The organism is Mycobacterium sp. E1747, assembly GCF_001667775.1.
Lineage (GTDB): Bacteria > Actinomycetota > Actinomycetes > Mycobacteriales > Mycobacteriaceae > Mycobacterium.
On the sequence record NZ_LZJI01000101.1, the window covers coordinates 19257 to 37659 of the forward strand.

Consider the following 18403-nt stretch of genomic DNA (forward strand, 5'->3'; position numbering starts at 1 on the left):
CCCGGCTCTTTACTCGCGCCGTTCCGGCGCTCGCCATCGCCGGGCTAGCGGAAGGCCGTGTCGAGGATCTCCTGCTGCTCGACCGCATGCACCTTCGACGAGCCCGACGACGGCGCCGACATCGCCCGGCGCGAGATGCGCTTGACCCCGCTCAGCTTGTCGGGCAACAACTCCGGCAACTCCAGGCCGAACCGCGGCCACGCGCCCTGGTTGGCCGGCTCCTCCTGCACCCAGAAGAACTCCCTGGCACCGGGGTAGCGGTCCAGCGTCTCGTCGAGCCGGCGCTTGGGTAGCGGGGCGAGCTGCTCGATCCGCACGATCGCGACGTCGTCCCGGTTGTCCTTGGCCTTACGCGCCACCAGCTCGTAGTAGATCTTCCCGCTGGTCAGCAGGATTCGGGTGACCTTGCTGCGGTCGCCGATGCCCTCTTCATACGTCGGCTCCTCGAGCACCGAGCGGAACTTGATCTCGGTGAAGTCCCTGACGTCGCTGACGGCGGCCTTGTTGCGCAACATCGATTTCGGCGTGAACACGATCAGCGGCCGCTGGACACCGTCGAGGGCGTGCCGGCGCAACAGGTGGAAATAGTTGGACGGGGTGGACGGCATCGCGATCGTCATCGACCCCTCCGCCCACAGCTGCAGGAAGCGTTCGATGCGGCCGGAGGTGTGGTCCGGGCCCTGGCCCTCGTGGCCGTGCGGCAGCAGCAGCACCACGTTGGACAGTTGACCCCATTTGGCCTCGCCGGAGCTGATGAACTCGTCGATGATCGACTGAGCGCCGTTGACGAAGTCGCCGAACTGCGCCTCCCACAGCACCAAGGCGTCCGGGTTGCCCACGGTGTAGCCGTACTCGAAGCCGACGGCGGCGTACTCCGACAGCGGTGAGTCGTAGACCAGGAACTTGCCCCCGGTGGGAGTGCCGTCGAGGTTCGTCGCCAGCAGCTGCAGGGGGCAGAACTCCTCGCCGGTGTTGCGGTCGATGATCACCGAATGCCGCTGCGAGAAGGTGCCCCGCCGGGTGTCCTGGCCCGACAGCCGCACCAGCTTGCCCTCGGCCACCAGCGAACCCAGAGCCAGCAGCTCCCCGAACGCCCAGTCGATCCTGCCCTCGTAGGCCATCTCCCGGCGCTTTTCCAGCACCGGCTGCACGCGCGGGTGCACGCTGAAGCCTTCCGGCAGGGCTAGGAAGGCGTCCCCGATGCGGGACAGCAGCGCCTTGTCGACGGCGGTGGCCAGGCCCGCGGGGACGGGCTGGTCGGCCTCGACCGATGCGCTCGGCTGCACGCCGTGCTTCTCCAGCTCCCGGACCTCGTTGAACACGCGCTCCAGTTGGCCCTGGTAGTCGCGCAGCGCGTCCTCGGCCTCTTTCATCGAAATGTCGCCGCGGCCGATCAGCGCTTCGGTGTAGCTCTTGCGGACGCCGCGCTTGATGTCGACGACGTCGTACATGGCGGGGTTGGTCATCGACGGGTCGTCACCTTCGTTGTGCCCGCGCTTGCGGTAGCACAGCATGTCGATAACGACGTCCTTCTTGAACTTCTGGCGGAAGTCCACCGCCAGCTGCGCCACCCACACACACGCCTCCGGGTCGTCGCCGTTGACGTGGAAGATCGGCGCCCCGATCATCTTGGCGACGTCGGTGCAGTACTCGCTGGACCGCGAATACTCCGGCGCGGTGGTGAAGCCGATCTGGTTGTTGACGATGATGTGGATGGTGCCGCCGACCCGGTAACCGGGCAGGTTCGCCAGGTTCAGTGTCTCGGCGACAACGCCCTGGCCGGCGAACGCGGCATCCCCGTGCAGCATCATCGGCACCACCGAGAAGGCCTTCTCGTCGCCGTCGTCGTGGGCGCCCCGGTTCAGCAGGTCCTGCTTGGCCCGCACCAGCCCCTCGAGCACCGGGTCCACGGCTTCCAGGTGCGACGGGTTGGCGGTCAATGAGACCGCAATGTCGTTGTCCCCGAACATCTGTAGGTATACGCCGGTCGCGCCGAGGTGGTACTTGACGTCACCGGAACCGTGGGCCTGCGAGGGGTTGAGGTTACCTTCGAACTCGCTGAAGATCTGCGAGTACGGCTTGCCCACGATGTTGGCCAGCACGTTGAGCCGGCCGCGGTGCGGCATGCCGATGACTACCTCGTCGAGCCCGTGCTCGGCGCACTGGTCGATCGCCGCGTCCATCATCGGGATCACGCTCTCCGCACCCTCCAACGAAAAGCGTTTCTGGCCAACGTATTTGGTCTGCAGGAAGGTCTCGAACGCCTCGGCGGCGTTGAGCTTGCTCAGGATGAATTTCTGCTCGGCCACCGTCGGTTTGACGTGTTTGGTCTCGACCCGTTGCTGCAGCCATTCCTGTTGTTCGGGGTCCAGGATGTGGGTGTACTCCACGCCGATGTGGCGGCAATACGCATCGCGCAGCAGGCCAAGGATGTCGCGCAGCTTCTTGTACTCGCAACCGGCGAAGCCGTTGACCTTGAAGACGCGGTCCAGGTCCCACAGCGTCAGGCCGTGGTTGAGGATTTCCAGGTCGGGGTGGCTGCGGAACCGGCTGCCGTCCAACCGCAGCGGGTCGATGTCGGCCATCAGGTGGCCGCGGTTGCGGTACGCCCCGATCAGCTCCATCACCCGGGCGTTCTTGTCGACGATCGAATCCGGGTTGTCGGTGCTCCAGCGGATCGGCAGATACGGGATGCTCAACTCGCGGAAGATGTCGTCCCAGAAATCGTCCGACAGCAGCATCTCGTGGATGGCGCGCAGGAAGTCGCCCGATTCCGCGCCCTGGATGATCCGATGGTCGTACGTGGAGGTGAGCGTGATCAGCTTGCCGATGCCCAGCTCGGCAATGCGCTCCTCGCTTGCGCCCTGGAACTCGGCGGGGTATTCCATCGCGCCCACGCCGATGATGGCGCCCTGGCCGGCCATCAGCCGCGGTACCGAGTGCACGGTGCCGATGGTGCCGGGGTTGGTCAGCGAAATCGTCACGCCGGCAAAGTCTTCGGCGGTCAGCTTGCCGTCCCGGGCCCGGCGCACGATGTCTTCGTACGCGGTCACGAACTGCGCGAACCGCATGGATTCGCAACCCTTGATCCCGGCGACCACCAGGGAACGCTTGCCGTCCTTGCCCTGCAGGTCGATGGCCAGGCCGAGGTTGGTATGCGCCGGGGTGACCGCGGTGGGTTTGCCGTCGATCTCGGCGTAGTGCCGGTTCATGTTCGGGAACTGCTCGACCGCCCGCACCAGGGCGTAGCCGAGCAGGTGAGTGAAGGAGATCTTGCCGCCGCGGGTGCGCTTGAGTTGGTTGTTGATGACGATGCGGTTGTCGATGAGCAGCTTGGCCGGAACGGCGCGGACGCTGGTGGCGGTCGGCACGTCCAGCGAGGCGGACATGTTCTTGACGACGGCGGCCGCGGCGCCGCGCAGCGTCTGCAGCTCGTCACCTTCGGCCGGCGGGGGAGTCGGGGCCTTGGCTTTGGCGGGCGCGGCGGCGGGCGCGCCGTTGCCGGAGCTGCTCACGGGCTTGGTGGGCGCGGCGGTCTGGGTCGCGGGCGGCGCGGGCGCTGCCTTGGGGGCGCTCGCGGCGGCCTGGCCGTCGCCGGCGGCCGCGCCGCTCGACGGGGACTCGCCGGTCGGCTCGGGGTTGTAGTCGACCAGGAACTCGTGCCAGCTCGGATCGACCGAGGAGGGGTCGTCGCGAAACTTGCGGTACATCTCCTCGACCAGCCATTCGTTTTGCCCGAATGGTGAACTTATGTTGCTCACGACCGCTGTTCGCCTCAATTCCTCTGTCCTGCAAGCGCATTTAACCGCTGTTGCGCGGCGCCTGCACATTTTTCGAACCCGGGATGTGGAGCATGTCACACCAGTGGCGATGCTCAACGTTCCCGCCCTATAAAGGCTAGCCTCTCGCCAGTAATTCGCCAGGGAGACGGGGGTAGGACGGGGAAGTCCGTTCGCTAGCCGGCTTCGTGGAAGGGCGGCACCAGGTGCAGCGCCCGCGGCCAGCGGGCCGGTGGCGTGCCGAACGCGCGGTAGGCGTTGCGGACGATCTTCCTGCCGGCAAAGTAGTTGCCGACGGCCCCGACCACGATGCCGATACCCACCGGCAGCAGCTTGCCGAAAACTAAAGCGCCGCGGCGTAGCGTGTACCGCTTGAGCCATGACTTGAGCAACCGCGAGTTCAGCCGCGACATCGACGACAGCGGCACCGCGGCCACGCTTTCGGAAATCCAGCCGCCGTTGGTGCGGGCCGGCCCGAGCAGCTGGGTGACTGCTTCTTTGCTGTTGTCGCCGACCAGCACGGACAGCACCAGGGCGCGGCGCCGTTCCCGGTGGTCGGCGGGAATGTCATACACCACTGCGACGGCCAGCACGAAAAACGCGGTGGCCTCCAGAAAGGTGACCGTCTCGGCCGCGGCGGCGGACAGCGCGCTCAGCGTGCCGATGCCCGGGATGGTCGCCGCCGCGCCCACCGCCATGCCGCTCGCCGTCACCATGCCCACGTAGCGCTTCTGCAGCTTGGCGAGGATGTCGGCGGGGCTGCTGTTCGGGTGAGCGTTGCGCAACCGGGACACGTAGGCCTCGGCGGCCGGGCCCTGGATCCGCGAGCTTCGCTCGATGACCTGGGCCAATGCCCGCGCGGACGCCTTGGGCCGGCCGTGGGTGGGCATCGGTGCCTCATCCGCGTGCGACATGTTAAAAAACCGGTTCGAAGACCGCTTCCGTCGGGCCCGCATCTTGCCTCTCCTGAAATGGCGTCCTACCAGGCTAACGTGCCCGCAGCCGAACACCGCCCGAACACGAAAGCTCAGGGGTGGTGTACCCCGGATCGGATCCGTGGCTGCCCGCAATCGCCGCAGCGGCAATAATGCAGGCTGGACGTCCGTGATGGTCCCGACCGATCGATCGGCAGGCCCGGGTAGGCACGCATCGTCCGAAGCTGAAACGAGGTGGGGAAATGGCCACGGCGACGCCTCCGTCGGCCGGCGGAACCGGGCGCGCGGCGCCGCACCCACCCCACGCCAAGCGTCGGAACTTCCTCATCCAGAACTCGCCGCAATCGCAGAAGCCCTGGAACGCGCTCTGGGCGATGATGATCGGCTTCTTCATGATCATCGTCGACTCGACGATCGTCGCTATCGCGAACCCGACGATCATGACCAGGTTGCACATCGGCTACGACACGGTGATCTGGGTCACCAGCGCCTACCTGCTGGGCTATGCCGTCGTACTGCTGGTGGCCGGGCGGCTCGGTGACCGGTTCGGCCCCAAGAACATGTACCTGATCGGGCTGGTGGTGTTCACCGTCGCCTCGGTGTGGTGCGGGCTCTCGGGCAGTGCCGCCATGCTGATCGCCGCCCGGGTCGTCCAAGGGGTGGGCGCCGGGGTGCTCACGCCACAGACCTTGTCCACGATCACCCGGATCTTCCCGCCGGAGCGCCGCGGCGTTGCGGTGAGCCTGTGGGGCGCCACCGCCGGCGTCGCAAGCCTGGTGGGCCCCCTGGTGGGCGGCTTGCTGGTCGACGGACTGGGTTGGCAGTGGATCTTCTTCGTCAACGTCCCCGTCGGCGTGCTGGGACTGGCACTCGCGTACTGGCTGGTCCCCGTGCTGCCCACGCAGTCGCACCGGTTCGACGTGGTGGGAGTCGCGCTGTCCGGTGCGGGCATGTTCCTGATCGTGTTCGGCCTGCAGCAGGGCCAGGCCGCGCACTGGGAACCGTGGATCTGGGCGATGATCGTCGCCGGGTTCGGATTCATGACGGTCTTCGTGTTCTGGCAGTTGATGAACGCCGACGAGCCGCTAATCCCAATGCGCATCTTCGGCGACCGCGACTTCGGCCTGTGCAACGTCGGCGTGGCCATCATCTCGTTCGTCTCGACGGCGATCATGCTGCCGCTGACGTTCTACGCGCAGGCTGTCTGCGGGCTGTCGCCGACGCGCTCGGCCCTGCTGATCGCGCCGATGGCGATCGCCAACGGTGTGTTCGCGCCGTTCGTCGGCAGGATGGTCGACCGATACCATCCGCGGCCGGTCCTCGGTTTCGGGTTCTCGGTGCTGGCGATCGCACTGACCTGGCTCACGTTCGAGATGTCGCCGGCGACGCCGATCTGGCGGCTGGTGTTGCCGTTCTTCGCGATGGGCGTTGGGATAGCGTTCGTTTGGTCGCCGCTGACCGCCACCGCGACGCGCAACCTGCCGCCGAGCCTGGCCGGCGCGGGCTCGGCGGTGTACAACTCCGTTCGCCAGCTCGGCGCGGTGTTGGGCAGCGCCGGCATGGCCGCATTCATGACCGCGCGGATCGGTGCCGAGATGCCGGCGCAGCCGTCCCCTGGCGCCGGCGACGAGGCGCCCCCCACCCTGCAACTGCCCGCGTTTCTGCGCGACCCGTTCGCGGCCGCGATGTCTCAGTCGGTCCTGTTGCCCGCGTTCATCGCGCTGTTCGGGATCGTGGCCGCGCTGTTCCTGGTCGGCTTCGCGCCGTCTGCCATGAGTCGCGAGGCGGGCGACGCGGTTGACGACGACTACGACGACGACGACGAGTACGTCGAACTCATCCTGCTTCGTGAACCCGAGTCCGCCGCGGCCCCGGCCGGTCGGGTCACCCGCCCGCGCCCGCCCTCGCCCGTCGCGCGGCCAATCGGGTTCGCGCACAACGGCTCTCATGTCGACGGGCGCCAGCGTTTCCGTCCGGCCATCGAGCGGTCGGCGCGGATCCCCCCGTCCGCCCCCCGCAATCGGCTGGCACCACCGCCACGGCAGCAGAACGGCGCGCCGCGAGCTCACCGCCCGGGCCGCGATCCCGACGACGAGCCCACCGGTTACGGCCGCCACTCCTCCGGCAACTAGGTGATCGCCGGGGCGGTCTGGGTCAGCGCCAGGAATGCGCCCAAGTCGATCAGGCCCGCCGGCGTGCCGGGCAGGTACTCGGTCAGCGATTCCGAGCGCACGACGACGGCCGCGTACTGGGCGCGGCTGATGGCGACGTTGAGCCGGTTTCTGTTGAGCAGGAATGAGATTCCGCGTGGCACCGTGTCCGCGGTGGAGGCGGTCATCGAGATGAACACCACTGGCGCTTGCCCGCCCTGGAATTTGTCAACGGTGCCGACCCGGATTTCGTCGAGGCCAGCGGCGGTTAACCGGCGGCGCAGCAGCGCCACCTGAGCGTTGTACGGCGCCAGCACCAACACATCGGCGGCGGTCAATGCTCGGGTACCGCGCTCGTCGGTCCAGGCCGTGCCGAGCAGGCGATCGATCTCCTCGGCGACCGTGTCGGCCTCCTCCGGACTTTCGGTCGAATTGCCGTGGTGCTCAACCGTGATCGTCCGCACGCCGGGCCGGTATCCGGTGAGGAATCTGGCGGCGGTGCACTCGTGTGGGTGCAGCCTGCCCTCGTAGGACAGCGCGGAGACCGCGGCGCAGACGGCCGGGTGCATGCGGTAGGAGCGGTCCAGGAAATACCCACGCTCGTCGGGCAGGGTGCGCTGGCCGTCGACCAGCCAGTCGAGCGCCGACGTGTCGACGGGGTCGGGATGGGTGCCCTGGCTCACCTGCGGCAGCTGCTGGGGATCGCCGAGCAGCAACAGGTTGGCGGCGGCCGGGGCGACGGCAATGGTGTTGGCCAAACAGAATTGGCCGGCCTCGTCGATCACCAGCAGGTTGAGGCCGCCCGGCGGCACCCGGTTGGCGTTCGCGAAATCCCATGCAGTGCCGCCCACTACGCAGCCGGGGGTATCGGCGATGAACGCGGCGTAGGCGGTGCCGTCGATCTCCTGCCAGCGCGGGGCACGGTGGTCGTTGCGTTTCTTCGCCACTCGCAGCGGGTCCAGCCCGGCGTCGATGACACAGTCCAGCAGGTTCTCCACCGTGGCATGCGATTGCGCCACAACGCCGATCCGCCAGCAATGGTCGGTCGCCAGGCGCTGGATCACGCGCGCGGCGGTGTGTGTCTTGCCGGTGCCCGGCGGCCCGTGCACGGCCAGGTACGACGAGTCCAGGTCGAGCAGGGCGGCGGTGATATCGGCTGCGATGTCCGGGGTCTCGGCGCCGCGGGGCAGTGCGGAGCCGCTACGCGTGCGCGGCGCGCGGCGCAGCAGGATGTCGATGGCGCCGGTGCGAGGTAGCCGCGGCAAGCCGGCGGCCACGGCGGCGGCCGTGGACTCGATCGAGTCCCGCAGCGCGGTCGTCGGAATCGGCGGGCCGGGGGTGAGCGCGAACGGGAGTTGATCAAAGGGCTTGCCGTCGTTGCCCACTCGTTCCACGATGGTGACTTCGGTGGGCAGCGCCGGATCGTCGGCGGCGATCACCGTCGCGCGTCCGGCCGCGCGCCGGTCGGGATCGTCGGACATACCCGCCGGGGCCGGCGGGTCGTAGAGGGCGAAGACGTCGGTCATCAACTCGCCGCGTGCGAGTTCGCCGCGCAGTCGCACCCGTCGCTGCGGCTTGCGCGCGCGGGGCGGTGTGTTCCAGTCCGCGCTGACCGACGCGTGCTCCGCGACGAAGACGTCGGTGTTGTCCGACCATTCCTCCACGGGGAAGTTCAACCGATCGAAGTGGGCCCACCAGAACGGTTTGTCCTCGCGCCGGTGGTAGCCGCGCGCCGCGGCCAGCAGCGCCACCGCGGTTTGCTCCGGCGTGCGCCCACTGGTGGCGGTGTCGCCGATGAATGTGCAGAGAGTCGTCGTCAACTGGTCGCGGTCCTCGACGGTGTTGCCGCCCCGTACCGGCTGGGCGCCGACCGGCACGACGCCGGATTCGTATGCGCGCAACATCAACCAGTTGCGTAGTTCCTGGGTCGAGCGGCAGTCGTAGTGGTTGTAGTCTTCGATCTCCTTGAGCACGGAGGCGGCGTCGTCACCGTGTCCATCTGCCTGCAGCTCGCAGTACCGGGCGTAGGAGGTGATCGAGCCGGTGGCCGTGGTGACGTCACCCGAGCGCAGCTGCGCCCCCATGTAGAGCGGCTCCAGCGCCTTCAGGCTGAACGACTCCGCGCCCACTCGAATGCTCTTGCGTACCAGGGGGTAGAGGTCGACCAGGGTGCCGCTGCGCAGCAGCTCGTCAACCTCGTCCTCGCCAACGCCGTAGCGGCCGGCGAGCCGCAGCAACGCGGTCTTCTCGTATGGCGCGTAGTGGTAGATGTGCATGTTCGGCCGGCGCTTGCGGCGCTTGGCGACCATCGCCAGGAAATCGGTCAGTGCCTTGCGTTCCTCCATCCGGTTGTGTGCCCATATCGGCCGAAAGGCGCCGGCGGGACCGGCCTCCAGCACACCGAACAGGTATTCCAGGCCCCACTGGTTGCCGTCGACGGTCCACAGCGGATCGCCCTCGAAGTCGAAGAACAGGTCGCCCGGGTCCGGTTCGGGCAGCAGCGCCAGCGGCTGGGGGTCGACGATCTCGAACCGCGGTGTGCCGGTTTCGCGTTGGCGGACTTGAAGTCTCGCCTGGGCGGTCAACTTGTCGACCGCGACGGGCGCCAGGTCCGGCACGGGGCCGGCGTGCCGGGCCAGCCCGGACACCGTGGTGATGCCGGCCTCGATCAGCTTGTCCCGCTGGCCCACTCGCATGCCGGCGACCAGTAGCAGGTCGTCGGTGGCTCGCAATTGTTCGGTACACACCGGGCAACGCCAACACGCGCCCACGCCGTCGTCCGCCCAGCGAACGGCGGCGCCGCCGGCGTGGTGCTCGTCGAGGAGCAGCTGCAACCGCGCCCGCTGGGAACGGTAAACCGGAATCAGGTCGTGGACCCGATAACGCGCGACGGTTTGGTCGCCCAGGTGCAGTTCGGCCTCGGGCGCCACCGGGACGCCCGAGGCGGCCAGCGCGTCGGCGTAGGCGGCCAGCTGCAACAGCGCGGTGACCTTGGCCGAACGGGCCAGCTTGGTGTCGATGACCCGGTATTGCTCGCCGTCGCGCACCAGAAAGTCGGCGAAGCCGACGAAGCGGCCGTCGAACATGGCGGGCTGATAGACCGCGGGCGCGCCGCCGGCGATGGCGCGCCGCGTCGCCTCTGCCGCCGCCGCGAGGCCCGCGGGCGTGAAGGCCGGGCGGCCGATGACCGCGACGCCATCGCCGAACTCGCCGCGCAACCGGTCCAGCTCACGGCGCTCGTGGTCGGCCCCGAGGGCCGCGGTCCGCGCGAGAAGGTCGTCCTCGACCGTGGTGGCCGGGCCCCAGCCCAGCCTCGCGTCGAAATCCCGCAACAACGCGTACTCGCAGCGGGCGGCGGCGGCGAGGTCCGAGGCGCTGTACACGATGCTCTCGCCGGTGACGAACACAGCAGCAACTGTAGGTGAGGGAACCGACGAAAACCCGGCTCCGCCTAGTGTCCCGGACCGTTACCGATCAGCTCAACGCCGTTGCCGTTCCAGTGGAACCGCACGTCGGTGTTCAAGCCGTTGATGCCGCTGGGATAGGTCAGCGCGACCGTGTCGCCGGTGGTCTGCGCCGCATCGACGCCGTTGAACCCGTAGATGTCGGGCACCCCTTGGGGGATGAACTGCCCGAGATGGAACAGCACCGCCCGGGTGGTGGGATTGACGGCGTTGGTGTTGGCCTTGATGATCACCGCCGACAGCTGCGCGCACTGGTTGTAGTTGCCCGCCAGCGGCTCCGGGTTCCAGGGTTGCTGGCTGCGCGGGTCGCGCGGCAACTCGGAGACCACCTTGGCGATGGTGGGCGAGGCGAGGTTGACCGCGCACGGGTCGGCCGGCGGGGCGTTGCCGCCGGGCGGCGCGGCGGTACCGGAAGGCTGGGCCGGGGCGGTGATGGACGGGGTCTCGGTCGTCGTCGTGGCCTGCGGCGTCTTGGCGACGGTGGAGTCTCCCGAACCACAGCCGGTCAACGTGAAGGCGATCAACGCGACAACGGCCGAGCCGGTCAGTGGCTCGGTACGGCGGGGTAGCGACCACACATCGGGCACCGTACCGTCATCCGTCGCGCAGGGGTGACAGGCATGGCCCGGGCCGGGCGCGGCTGTGCTCATCATCACGGGCCCACCGCGCTCAGGGCCCCGCGAGCGGGTGGTTCCCCCGCCGACGATCTGGCCACGGCCGCGGGGCCCGATGATGGCGACCCGCAGCGCTCGCTTCGCTGAGCTCGCGGTCACCACTAGACTCCATGGACGATGACCCTCCCGGACAGTTCGCCCGAGGCTGCCTCTACGACGTTTGCCGACCTGCAGATCCATCCCGCCGTCTTGCGGGCGATCGCCGACGTCGGCTACGAGTCACCCACCACGATCCAGGCCGCGACGATTCCGGCGCTGATGGCGGGCTCTGATGTTGTCGGGCTGGCGCAGACCGGCACCGGCAAGACGGCGGCGTTCGCCATCCCGATCCTGTCCAGGATCGACGTCACCAGTAAGGCGACCCAGGCTCTGGTACTGGCGCCCACCCGGGAGTTGGCGCTGCAGGTGGCCGAGGCGTTCAGTCGCTACGGAGCCCATCTGCCGAAGATCCACGTCCTGCCGATCTACGGCGGCTCCTCCTACACCGTGCAGCTGGCCGGGCTCAAACGCGGCGCCCAGGTGGTGGTCGGGACACCCGGCCGGGTCATCGACCACCTCGAGCGCGGGACCCTGGATCTGTCACGGGTCGACTACCTGGTGCTCGACGAGGCCGACGAGATGCTCACGATGGGCTTCGCCGAGGACGTCGAACGGATCCTCTCCGAAACTCCGGAGTACAAGCAGGTCGCCCTCTTCTCGGCGACCATGCCTGCCGCGATCCGCAAGCTCACCACCAAGTACCTGCACGACCCGCTCGAGGTCACCACCAAAGCCAAAACCGCCACCGCGGAGAACATTTCGCAGCGCTACATCCAGGTCGCCGGTCCACGCAAGATGGACGCGCTGACCCGGGTGCTGGAAGTCGAGCCGTTCGAGGCGATGATCGTCTTCGTGCGCACCAAGCAGGCCACCGAGGAAGTCGCGGAAAAGCTCAGGGCCCGCGGCTTTTCCGCGGCCGCCATCAACGGCGACATCCCGCAGGGCCAGCGTGAGCGGACCGTCGCCGCGCTGAAGGACGGCGGCATCGACATCCTGGTCGCCACCGACGTGGCCGCCCGCGGGCTCGACGTCGAGCGCATCTCACACGTGCTCAACTACGACATCCCGCACGACACCGAGTCCTACGTGCACCGCATCGGCCGCACCGGCCGCGCCGGGCGGTCCGGGACCGCGCTGCTTTTCGTGTCGCCTCGGGAGCGCCACCTGCTCAAGGCGATCGAAAAGGCAACGCGGCAAACGCTTACCGAGTCCGAGCTGCCCACCGTCGAGGACGTCAACGCCCAGCGGGTGGCGAAGTTCGCCGACTCCATCACCGACGCGCTGGGCCGTCCGGGCATCGATCTGTTCCGCAAGCTGGTCGAGGACTACGAACGCGAGCACGACGTCCCACTGGCCGACATAGCGGCGGCGCTGGCGGTGCAGTCCCGCGACGGCGAGGAGTTCCTGATGGCGCCCGAGCCGCCGCGCGAGCGACGGGAGCGGCACACCGAACGCCGGGAGCGTCCCGAACGGCCCAGGCAGGACCGGTCGTTCGCCACCTATCGGATCGCGGTGGGCAAGCGGCACAAGATCGGCCCGGGCGCGATCGTCGGCGCCATCGCCAACGAGGGCGGCCTGCACCGCAGCGATTTCGGCCACATCGCCATCGGCCCGGACTTCTCCCTGGTCGAGTTGCCGGCCAAGCTGCCCCAGTCGACGCTGAAGAAACTTGAACACACGCGCATTTCGGGGGTGCTGATCAACCTTCAGCCGGACCGGTCGGCGTCCAAGCCGCGCAGCCGTGAGGGTCACAAGCCCCGCAGGAAATACCCGGGATGACCCTGTCGGAAGAACAAGACGCCCAAGGCGGACTCGAACAGACCGCCCACGTCGACCGGGTGGCGTCGCTGACCGGAATCCGCGCCGTGGCAGCCCTGCTCGTCGTGGGCACCCACGCGGCCTACACCACCGGCAAGTACACCCACGGCTATTGGGGCTTGGTCGGCTCCCGGCTGGAGATCGGCGTGCCGATCTTTTTCGTGCTGTCCGGCTTCCTGCTGTTCCGCCCGTGGTTGAAGTCCGCCGCCACCGGCGGGCCGCCGCCGTCGCTGAGTCGCTATGCGTGGCACCGAGTCCGGCGCATCATGCCCGCCTACGTCATCACCGTGCTGTTCGCCTACGTGCTGTACCACTTCCGCGAGGCCGGACCCAATCCCGGGCACACCTGGCTCGGGCTGGCGCGCAACCTCACCCTGACGCAGATCTACTGCAACGGCTATCTGGGCAAGTACCTGCACCAGGGCCTGACCCAGATGTGGAGCCTCGCGGTGGAAGCGTCGTTCTACGTGCTGCTCCCGCTGCTGGCCTACGTGCTGTTGGTGCTCGTCTGCCGCCGCCGGTGGCAGCCGCGACTGCTGCTGGCGGCGCTGATCGGGCTGATGCTGATCAGCCCCGCCTGGCTCGTGCTCGTGCACACCGATCACTGGTTTCCCGACGGCGCGCGGCTGTGGCTGCCGACCTACCTGGCCTGGTTCCTGGCCGGAATGCTGCTGGCCGTCCTGCAGGCGATGGGGGTGCGGGGCTACGCGTTTGTGGCGATACCGCTGGCCGTCGTCTGCTATTTCATCGTCTCCACGCCCATCGCCGGCGCGCCCACGACGTCGCCGGCGACGCTGAGCGAGGCATTGTTCAAGACCTGCTTCTACGCCGTGATCGCCGCCCTCGCCGTCGCGCCGCTGGCGCTGGGAGATCGGGGCTGGTATTGGCGGCTGCTGGCGACGAGGCCGATGGTGTGGCTGGGGGAGATCTCCTACGAGATCTTCCTGATCCACCTGATCACCATGGAATTCGCCATGGTCTACATCGTTCGCGCCCACGTCTACACCGGCTCGATGCTGAACCTGTTCCTCGCGACGATGTTGGTGACGGTTCCGTTGGCCTGGCTGCTGCACCGCTTCACCCGCGTGCGGACCTGAGCCGGCGCGCTAGCCCCGGGCGGAGACCGGCGTCACGATCGGGACGACGAACTCCTCGATCATCGCCCGCTCGTGGGCGTCGTCTCGACCCGGGAACTGCAGCAGCGAGGTGATCACGCGCACCACCCAGCGGGCTCGGCGCTCCACGATCGCGGGATCTTCGGGCCCGAGCGAGCCGACGAACGCGGCGGCCAGCGCGGTGATCACCTCCGACTGCCCGGCCACCTCCGCGCCGATCGGCGGCCGGCTGACGGCGAACCACGAAGACAATGCGCGGCTGCCACGAACCATCCGCAGCGTGGCGGTAATGCTGGCGACCAGCCGCTCCTGGGGCTCATCGATGGAGCCGATCTGCTCCTTGATCGCGCGGCTCAGCCGGCGGGTCTCGCGATGCACGTAGGCCGTCCGCAGAGCCTCCCGGTTCTCGAAGTACCGGTATAGTGTTGCGCGGGAACAGCCTGCCGCCCTGGCGATTTCGTTCATGCCGATCGAAGCCTGGTCGCGTTCGGTGTAGAGCCGCTCGGCCGCGTCGAGGATCCGGTCCGCGGCGGCCTCGCTGCGGTGCGCGCCCAGCCAGTCGTTCGGCATCAGGACTTCACCCGAATCGGTACGGAGAGTGGACGCCGCACATAACTGCCGCCCGACCAGACGATCGCGGACTCATCGACCTCGAAATCCGGGCAGCGGGAGAGCAATTCGGTTAGGGCAATACGGGATTGCATGCGCGCCGCCGCCGCGCCGAGGCAATGGTGGGCGCCGTGGCTGAAGGTCATGATGTTGCGCGGGCGACGGGTGACGTCGAGTTCGCCCGCGTCCGGCCCATATAGGCGCTCGTCTCGGTTGGCCGACCCGTACAGCAGCAGCACCTTGCGACCGGCAGGGATGGTGGTGTAGTGAAGAGTCACGTCGCGGGTCGTGGTGCGGGCCAGGCCCTGCACCGGCGACGTCAGCCGCAGCAGCTCCTCGACCGCGTCCGGGATCAACCCCGGATCGTTCACGAGCAGCCGCCGCTGGTCGGACCGCTGATACAGCAAAGGCATTGAGCCGCCCAGCATTCCGGTGGTGGTATCGTTGCCGCCGGTCACCATGGTGAACGTGAACGCCAGCACCGACAGCGTGCCGGCGATGTCACCGTCGGCGCCCACCCCGGCGGCCACCAGATGCGAGATGGTGTCGTCCTCGGGCTCCGTTCGGCGGCGCTCGATCAGCTGAGTGAAATAGGCCATCATCGACCCGACCGCATCGCCCACCGTTTCCAGCGCCGCGGCCACGCCGCCTTCGGCGGTGTTGGCTGCGACGATGACGTCCGTCCACCCGTCGAATTGCGCCCGGTCAGCTTCGGGCACCCCGAGGTAGTGCGCGACCACCATCGACGGCAGCGGTTTGAACAGCTCGGCGACGATGTCGCCGCCGCCGGCGGCGCGCAGTCGCTCGATGCGCTCGACGACGAATTCGCGCACCTTGGGCTCGACGGCCGCCACCTGTCGTGGCGTGAAGCCGCGCGAGACGAGTTTCCGAAACTCGGTGTGCACCGGCGGATCCTGCATCACGAACGGCGGATTGTCCTGCAACCCAATCATTTCCAGGTCGCCGTAGTTGACCGTCAACCCTTGGGCGGAGGAGAACGTCTCGTGATCGCGCGCCGCGGCCCATACGTCGGCGTGCCGCGACAGCACGTAGTAGTCGTGCTCGGGTCGTTTGGCCGGGACGACGTGGTGCACCGGATCGTGATCACGAAGCGCCCGGTACATCGGCCAGGGATCCGGCCAGGTGTCCGCGGTGGCCAACTCGAACACGACCGGTGCACTATGAGACATAGGCGCCGCCATGTCTCATTCGTACGACAATTGCGTGGCGGTGTCAACTGCCCTACCGCCGAGGCTCCACCGGCGAACGGGCAGCGAGTGAACAGTTCGGCGGTCCCCAAACTTGCGCTAAACGCAAACTTGCGCGCTCCGCAGTTTTCGCTATTCTGGCGTGCATCGACACCTCATCACCGAAGCGCTCGCGGCACGGCCTGCGCGAACGCAAGAAACTGCAGACCCGCGACGCGCTTGCCGCAGCGGCGGCGCGGTTGGCGCTCGAACGCGGGCTCGACGAGCTGCGGGTCGAAGACATCGCCGCCGCCGCGAACGTCTCCGCGCGCACTTTCAACAATTACTTCGACAGCAAGTACGCGGCCCTGACGGCACGCTACGTCGATCGAATGCGCCACGCCGCCCTCGCCTTAGAGGAACGCCCGAACAGCGAGCCACTTTGGGAGGCGATCATCGAAGCCCTGCTGGAACAATGGGGTAACTCCGGTCGCGGGCACACGCAGCCGGACCGGAAGACGATCGCCGAGTTGCGGCTGATCTACGGAGCGCCCGCGCTGAAAGGCGACATTCTGGCCGATGCCCTGTCCGACGGCCACCCGTTCACCGCAGCCGTCGCGACCCGTGTGGGAGCTGATGCGGACAAGGACCTCTACCCGCGGCTAGTGACTGCGGTCGTTACTGCCGCGACTCAGGCGGCGATCACCACCTTCCTGGCGGCTGACCCGCCGGTCGCCCTGGTGCCGCTGCTGCGCCACGCCCTCACCGAACTCGCCGACGGTCTGCCTGAGCCGAAGCGAACGGATACCGCATGACCGAGGTGACCTCGGCAGCCGCCGGCTGGGACCCGCAGACGGCCGCACGCTTGGTGATCGCGCAGCGCATCCAAGGTTGGATGCACCGCGACCTCGGTGAGTGGACCGCGCTACGCGACCTGTTCCATCCCGAAGCGATGGTCGACGTCTCTTGGTTCAACGGCACCGCCATCGAATTTGTTGAGGCCTGAAAAGGCGATGAGCCGATCGCCTTTTCAAACCAAACACATGATGTCGATGCCGCTGACGACGATCAACGGTGACCGGACGGTAGCCGAGACCAACACGATGATCATCGGTGAGAACGCCGAGCTTGAGGTCGGCGTCTGCGCGCACTGCCGGCTCTATGACCGGTTGGAAGCCCGCGCTGGTACCTGGAAGATCGTTGTACGACAGGCGATTTATGACTTCGCGAACTTCACCTTCCCGCGCGGACCCATCGCGGTCGACCACGACCTGCTCGACAAGTACCCGCGACCATACGCCGCCCTCGCCTACATCTTGGAAAAGAGCGGCTTTCCACTGGCCAGCGAATTGCCGACACGGGGCACCGATCTCGAGCGAAAAATCAAGCGCGACGGACTCAAATGGCTGACTGACCCGAGAACAGGAGATCACCAGTGACAGATGCGAGTGAGCTCGAAATGATCCGGGAGGTCGCTGAACGCTGGGGCAAACTCCTCGGGCAGTGCTCGCCGGTGCCCATTCCCGACGGTGCCGCGGACCTACCGGTACACGTGACCCACTGGGGCGACACTGGGCCGGACGTCGTGCTGGTCCACGGTGGCGTCCAGGGCGGCATCGGCGGTGGCCCAGCGAATTTCGGCGGGCAGCGACCGCTGGCCGATCGGGGATGGCGGCTCCATCTGGTCGACCGTCCCGGCTTTGGGGCTAGCCCGTCGCGCGGGCCTGACGACATGCAGACCGACGGCGAACTGATCGCCGGACTGCTGGGCGACCGCAGCCACCTGATCGGCCACTCGTTTGGCGGTGCCGTGGCGCTGCTCGCAGCGGCCCAGCGTCCCGCAGCGGTCGCCTCGCTGATCCTGATCGAGCCGGCGCTACAGGCGATGGTCGCCGCCGACACCGAAAGTATGGCCGCCCCCGATGTCCAGCAGGGCACGCGGATCATGGTCGATGCGCTGCTCGAATCCCAGACGCCGGCTGAGTTCGCCCGGTCTTTCGCCCAGCGTCTCGGCACCGGCGCGAACGGGGGCCCCAATCCATCTGCGGCGATGCTGGAAGTGGACCCCGGCCGCGCCCACGGCCTTGGCTGCTCGCTGCTGCAGGCACAGATGGCGACACCAGAAGTGTTGACCAGGGCAGCCAAGACCATCGTCGACGCACAGCTTGCGGTGTTGGTGATATCCGGAGGGTACACACCGAACCAGGATTCGATCGGGCGGGCGCTGGCGCGCATGCTGGCGGGCCGTCACGTCATCGTTTCCTCACCGAATCACTTTATCCAGGAAGCGAATCCGAACGAGTTCAACGACGTCGTCGACGCCTTCATGCGGGACAGCGACGGCGGGCACTAAGCCGGTCGGCGCTGTCGCTCTGCTCTACCACCACCTGCGCGGATCGACCGGAGCCCTCGTGAGCAGCGTGGTCGCTGCGCTGGCTGTCAGTCACTAGTGTCGTGAGTCGTTAATTCGCTTTCGGATAGTAGGCTTGGTGTGTGCCGGGTCCTGTTGCTGTGTCTGTGGTGTTGTCCGATGTCGAACGTGAGCAGTTGCAGGGGTGGGCTCGTCGGCCCAGTAGCGCTCAGGCGCTGGCGATGAGATCGCGAATCATTCTTGCCTGCGAGGGGGATTCAAG

General features: G+C 67.8%; 14 protein-coding genes. 7 read left to right on the plus strand and 7 right to left on the minus strand.

What is annotated here, in order from left to right:
- Nucleotides 1-44 precede the first annotated feature (44 nt).
- Both A5695_RS10595 and A5695_RS10600 read right to left on the minus strand, forming a co-directional pair.
- Nucleotides 45-3761, minus strand: coding sequence for a multifunctional oxoglutarate decarboxylase/oxoglutarate dehydrogenase thiamine pyrophosphate-binding subunit/dihydrolipoyllysine-residue succinyltransferase subunit (locus tag A5695_RS10595; RefSeq protein WP_068080775.1), 3717 nt, complete (start codon nt 3759-3761; stop codon nt 45-47).
- Nucleotides 3762-3955: 194 nt separating this feature from the next.
- Nucleotides 3956-4735 (minus strand): hypothetical protein, encoded by a 780-nt coding sequence (locus A5695_RS10600; RefSeq protein ID WP_068080778.1) that lies wholly within the window; start codon nt 4733-4735, stop codon nt 3956-3958.
- A 221-nt stretch (nt 4736-4956) separates the two neighbouring features.
- Between A5695_RS10600 and A5695_RS10605 the strand changes: the two genes are divergently transcribed.
- The gene (locus A5695_RS10605) at nt 4957-6846 is read left to right on the plus strand and encodes an MFS transporter (RefSeq protein ID WP_068080782.1); all 1890 of its coding nucleotides are present in this window, start codon (nt 4957-4959) and stop codon (nt 6844-6846) included.
- On the opposite strand, the gene A5695_RS10610 is transcribed toward A5695_RS10605, so the two are convergent.
- Complete coding sequence (locus A5695_RS10610; RefSeq protein ID WP_068080785.1) at nt 6843-10271, minus strand: TM0106 family RecB-like putative nuclease; 3429 nt, start codon at nt 10269-10271, stop codon at nt 6843-6845. The genes A5695_RS10605 and A5695_RS10610 overlap by 4 nt on opposite strands.
- Before the next feature lie 44 nt (nt 10272-10315).
- The gene (locus tag A5695_RS10615; protein ID WP_068080818.1) at nt 10316-10915 is read right to left on the minus strand and encodes an LppP/LprE family lipoprotein; all 600 of its coding nucleotides are present in this window, start codon (nt 10913-10915) and stop codon (nt 10316-10318) included.
- A gap of 204 nt (nt 10916-11119) precedes the next feature.
- Here A5695_RS10615 and A5695_RS10620 point away from each other — a divergent pair, with 204 nt between their 5' ends.
- Complete coding sequence (locus A5695_RS10620) at nt 11120-12820, plus strand: DEAD/DEAH box helicase (protein WP_068080787.1); 1701 nt, start codon at nt 11120-11122, stop codon at nt 12818-12820.
- Complete coding sequence (locus A5695_RS10625) at nt 12817-13956, plus strand: acyltransferase (protein ID WP_068080788.1); 1140 nt, start codon at nt 12817-12819, stop codon at nt 13954-13956. Before A5695_RS10620 ends, A5695_RS10625 begins: the two co-directional genes overlap by 4 nt.
- Before the next feature lie 9 nt (nt 13957-13965).
- Here the strand turns inward: A5695_RS10625 and A5695_RS10630 are convergent, their stop codons facing one another.
- Both A5695_RS10630 and A5695_RS10635 read right to left on the minus strand, forming a co-directional pair.
- Nucleotides 13966-14544 (minus strand): TetR/AcrR family transcriptional regulator, encoded by a 579-nt coding sequence (locus tag A5695_RS10630; protein ID WP_068080796.1) that lies wholly within the window; start codon nt 14542-14544, stop codon nt 13966-13968.
- Nucleotides 14544-15785: a cytochrome P450 gene (locus tag A5695_RS10635; protein ID WP_369830176.1), complete on the minus strand. Its 1242-nt coding sequence runs from the start codon at nt 15783-15785 to the stop codon at nt 14544-14546. Before A5695_RS10635 ends, A5695_RS10630 begins: the two co-directional genes overlap by 1 nt.
- Before the next feature lie 206 nt (nt 15786-15991).
- Between A5695_RS10635 and A5695_RS10640 the strand changes: the two genes are divergently transcribed.
- The 3 genes from A5695_RS10640 to A5695_RS10645 are packed head-to-tail and all read left to right on the plus strand — an operon-like array spanning nt 15992 to nt 17209.
- A complete protein-coding gene (locus A5695_RS10640; protein WP_255398678.1) occupies nt 15992-16585 on the plus strand; it encodes a TetR/AcrR family transcriptional regulator in 594 nt (197 codons plus the stop codon).
- Complete coding sequence (locus A5695_RS29000) at nt 16582-16776, plus strand: hypothetical protein (protein WP_197515452.1); 195 nt, start codon at nt 16582-16584, stop codon at nt 16774-16776. Before A5695_RS10640 ends, A5695_RS29000 begins: the two co-directional genes overlap by 4 nt.
- A gap of 37 nt (nt 16777-16813) precedes the next feature.
- Nucleotides 16814-17209: a hypothetical protein gene (locus A5695_RS10645; RefSeq protein ID WP_197515453.1), complete on the plus strand. Its 396-nt coding sequence runs from the start codon at nt 16814-16816 to the stop codon at nt 17207-17209.
- A 101-nt stretch (nt 17210-17310) separates the two neighbouring features.
- Here A5695_RS10645 and A5695_RS29540 read toward each other — a convergent pair whose 3' ends face one another.
- Nucleotides 17311-17451 carry a hypothetical protein gene (locus A5695_RS29540; protein WP_231974782.1) on the minus strand — a complete coding sequence of 47 codons (141 nt, stop codon included), beginning with the start codon at nt 17449-17451 and terminating at the stop codon, nt 17311-17313.
- On the opposite strand from A5695_RS29540, the gene A5695_RS10650 reads away from it, so the two are divergent.
- Nucleotides 17386-18123, plus strand: coding sequence for an alpha/beta fold hydrolase (locus A5695_RS10650; RefSeq protein WP_231974781.1), 738 nt, complete (start codon nt 17386-17388; stop codon nt 18121-18123). The genes A5695_RS29540 and A5695_RS10650 overlap by 66 nt on opposite strands.
- The last annotated feature ends 280 nt before the right edge of the window (nt 18124-18403 follow it).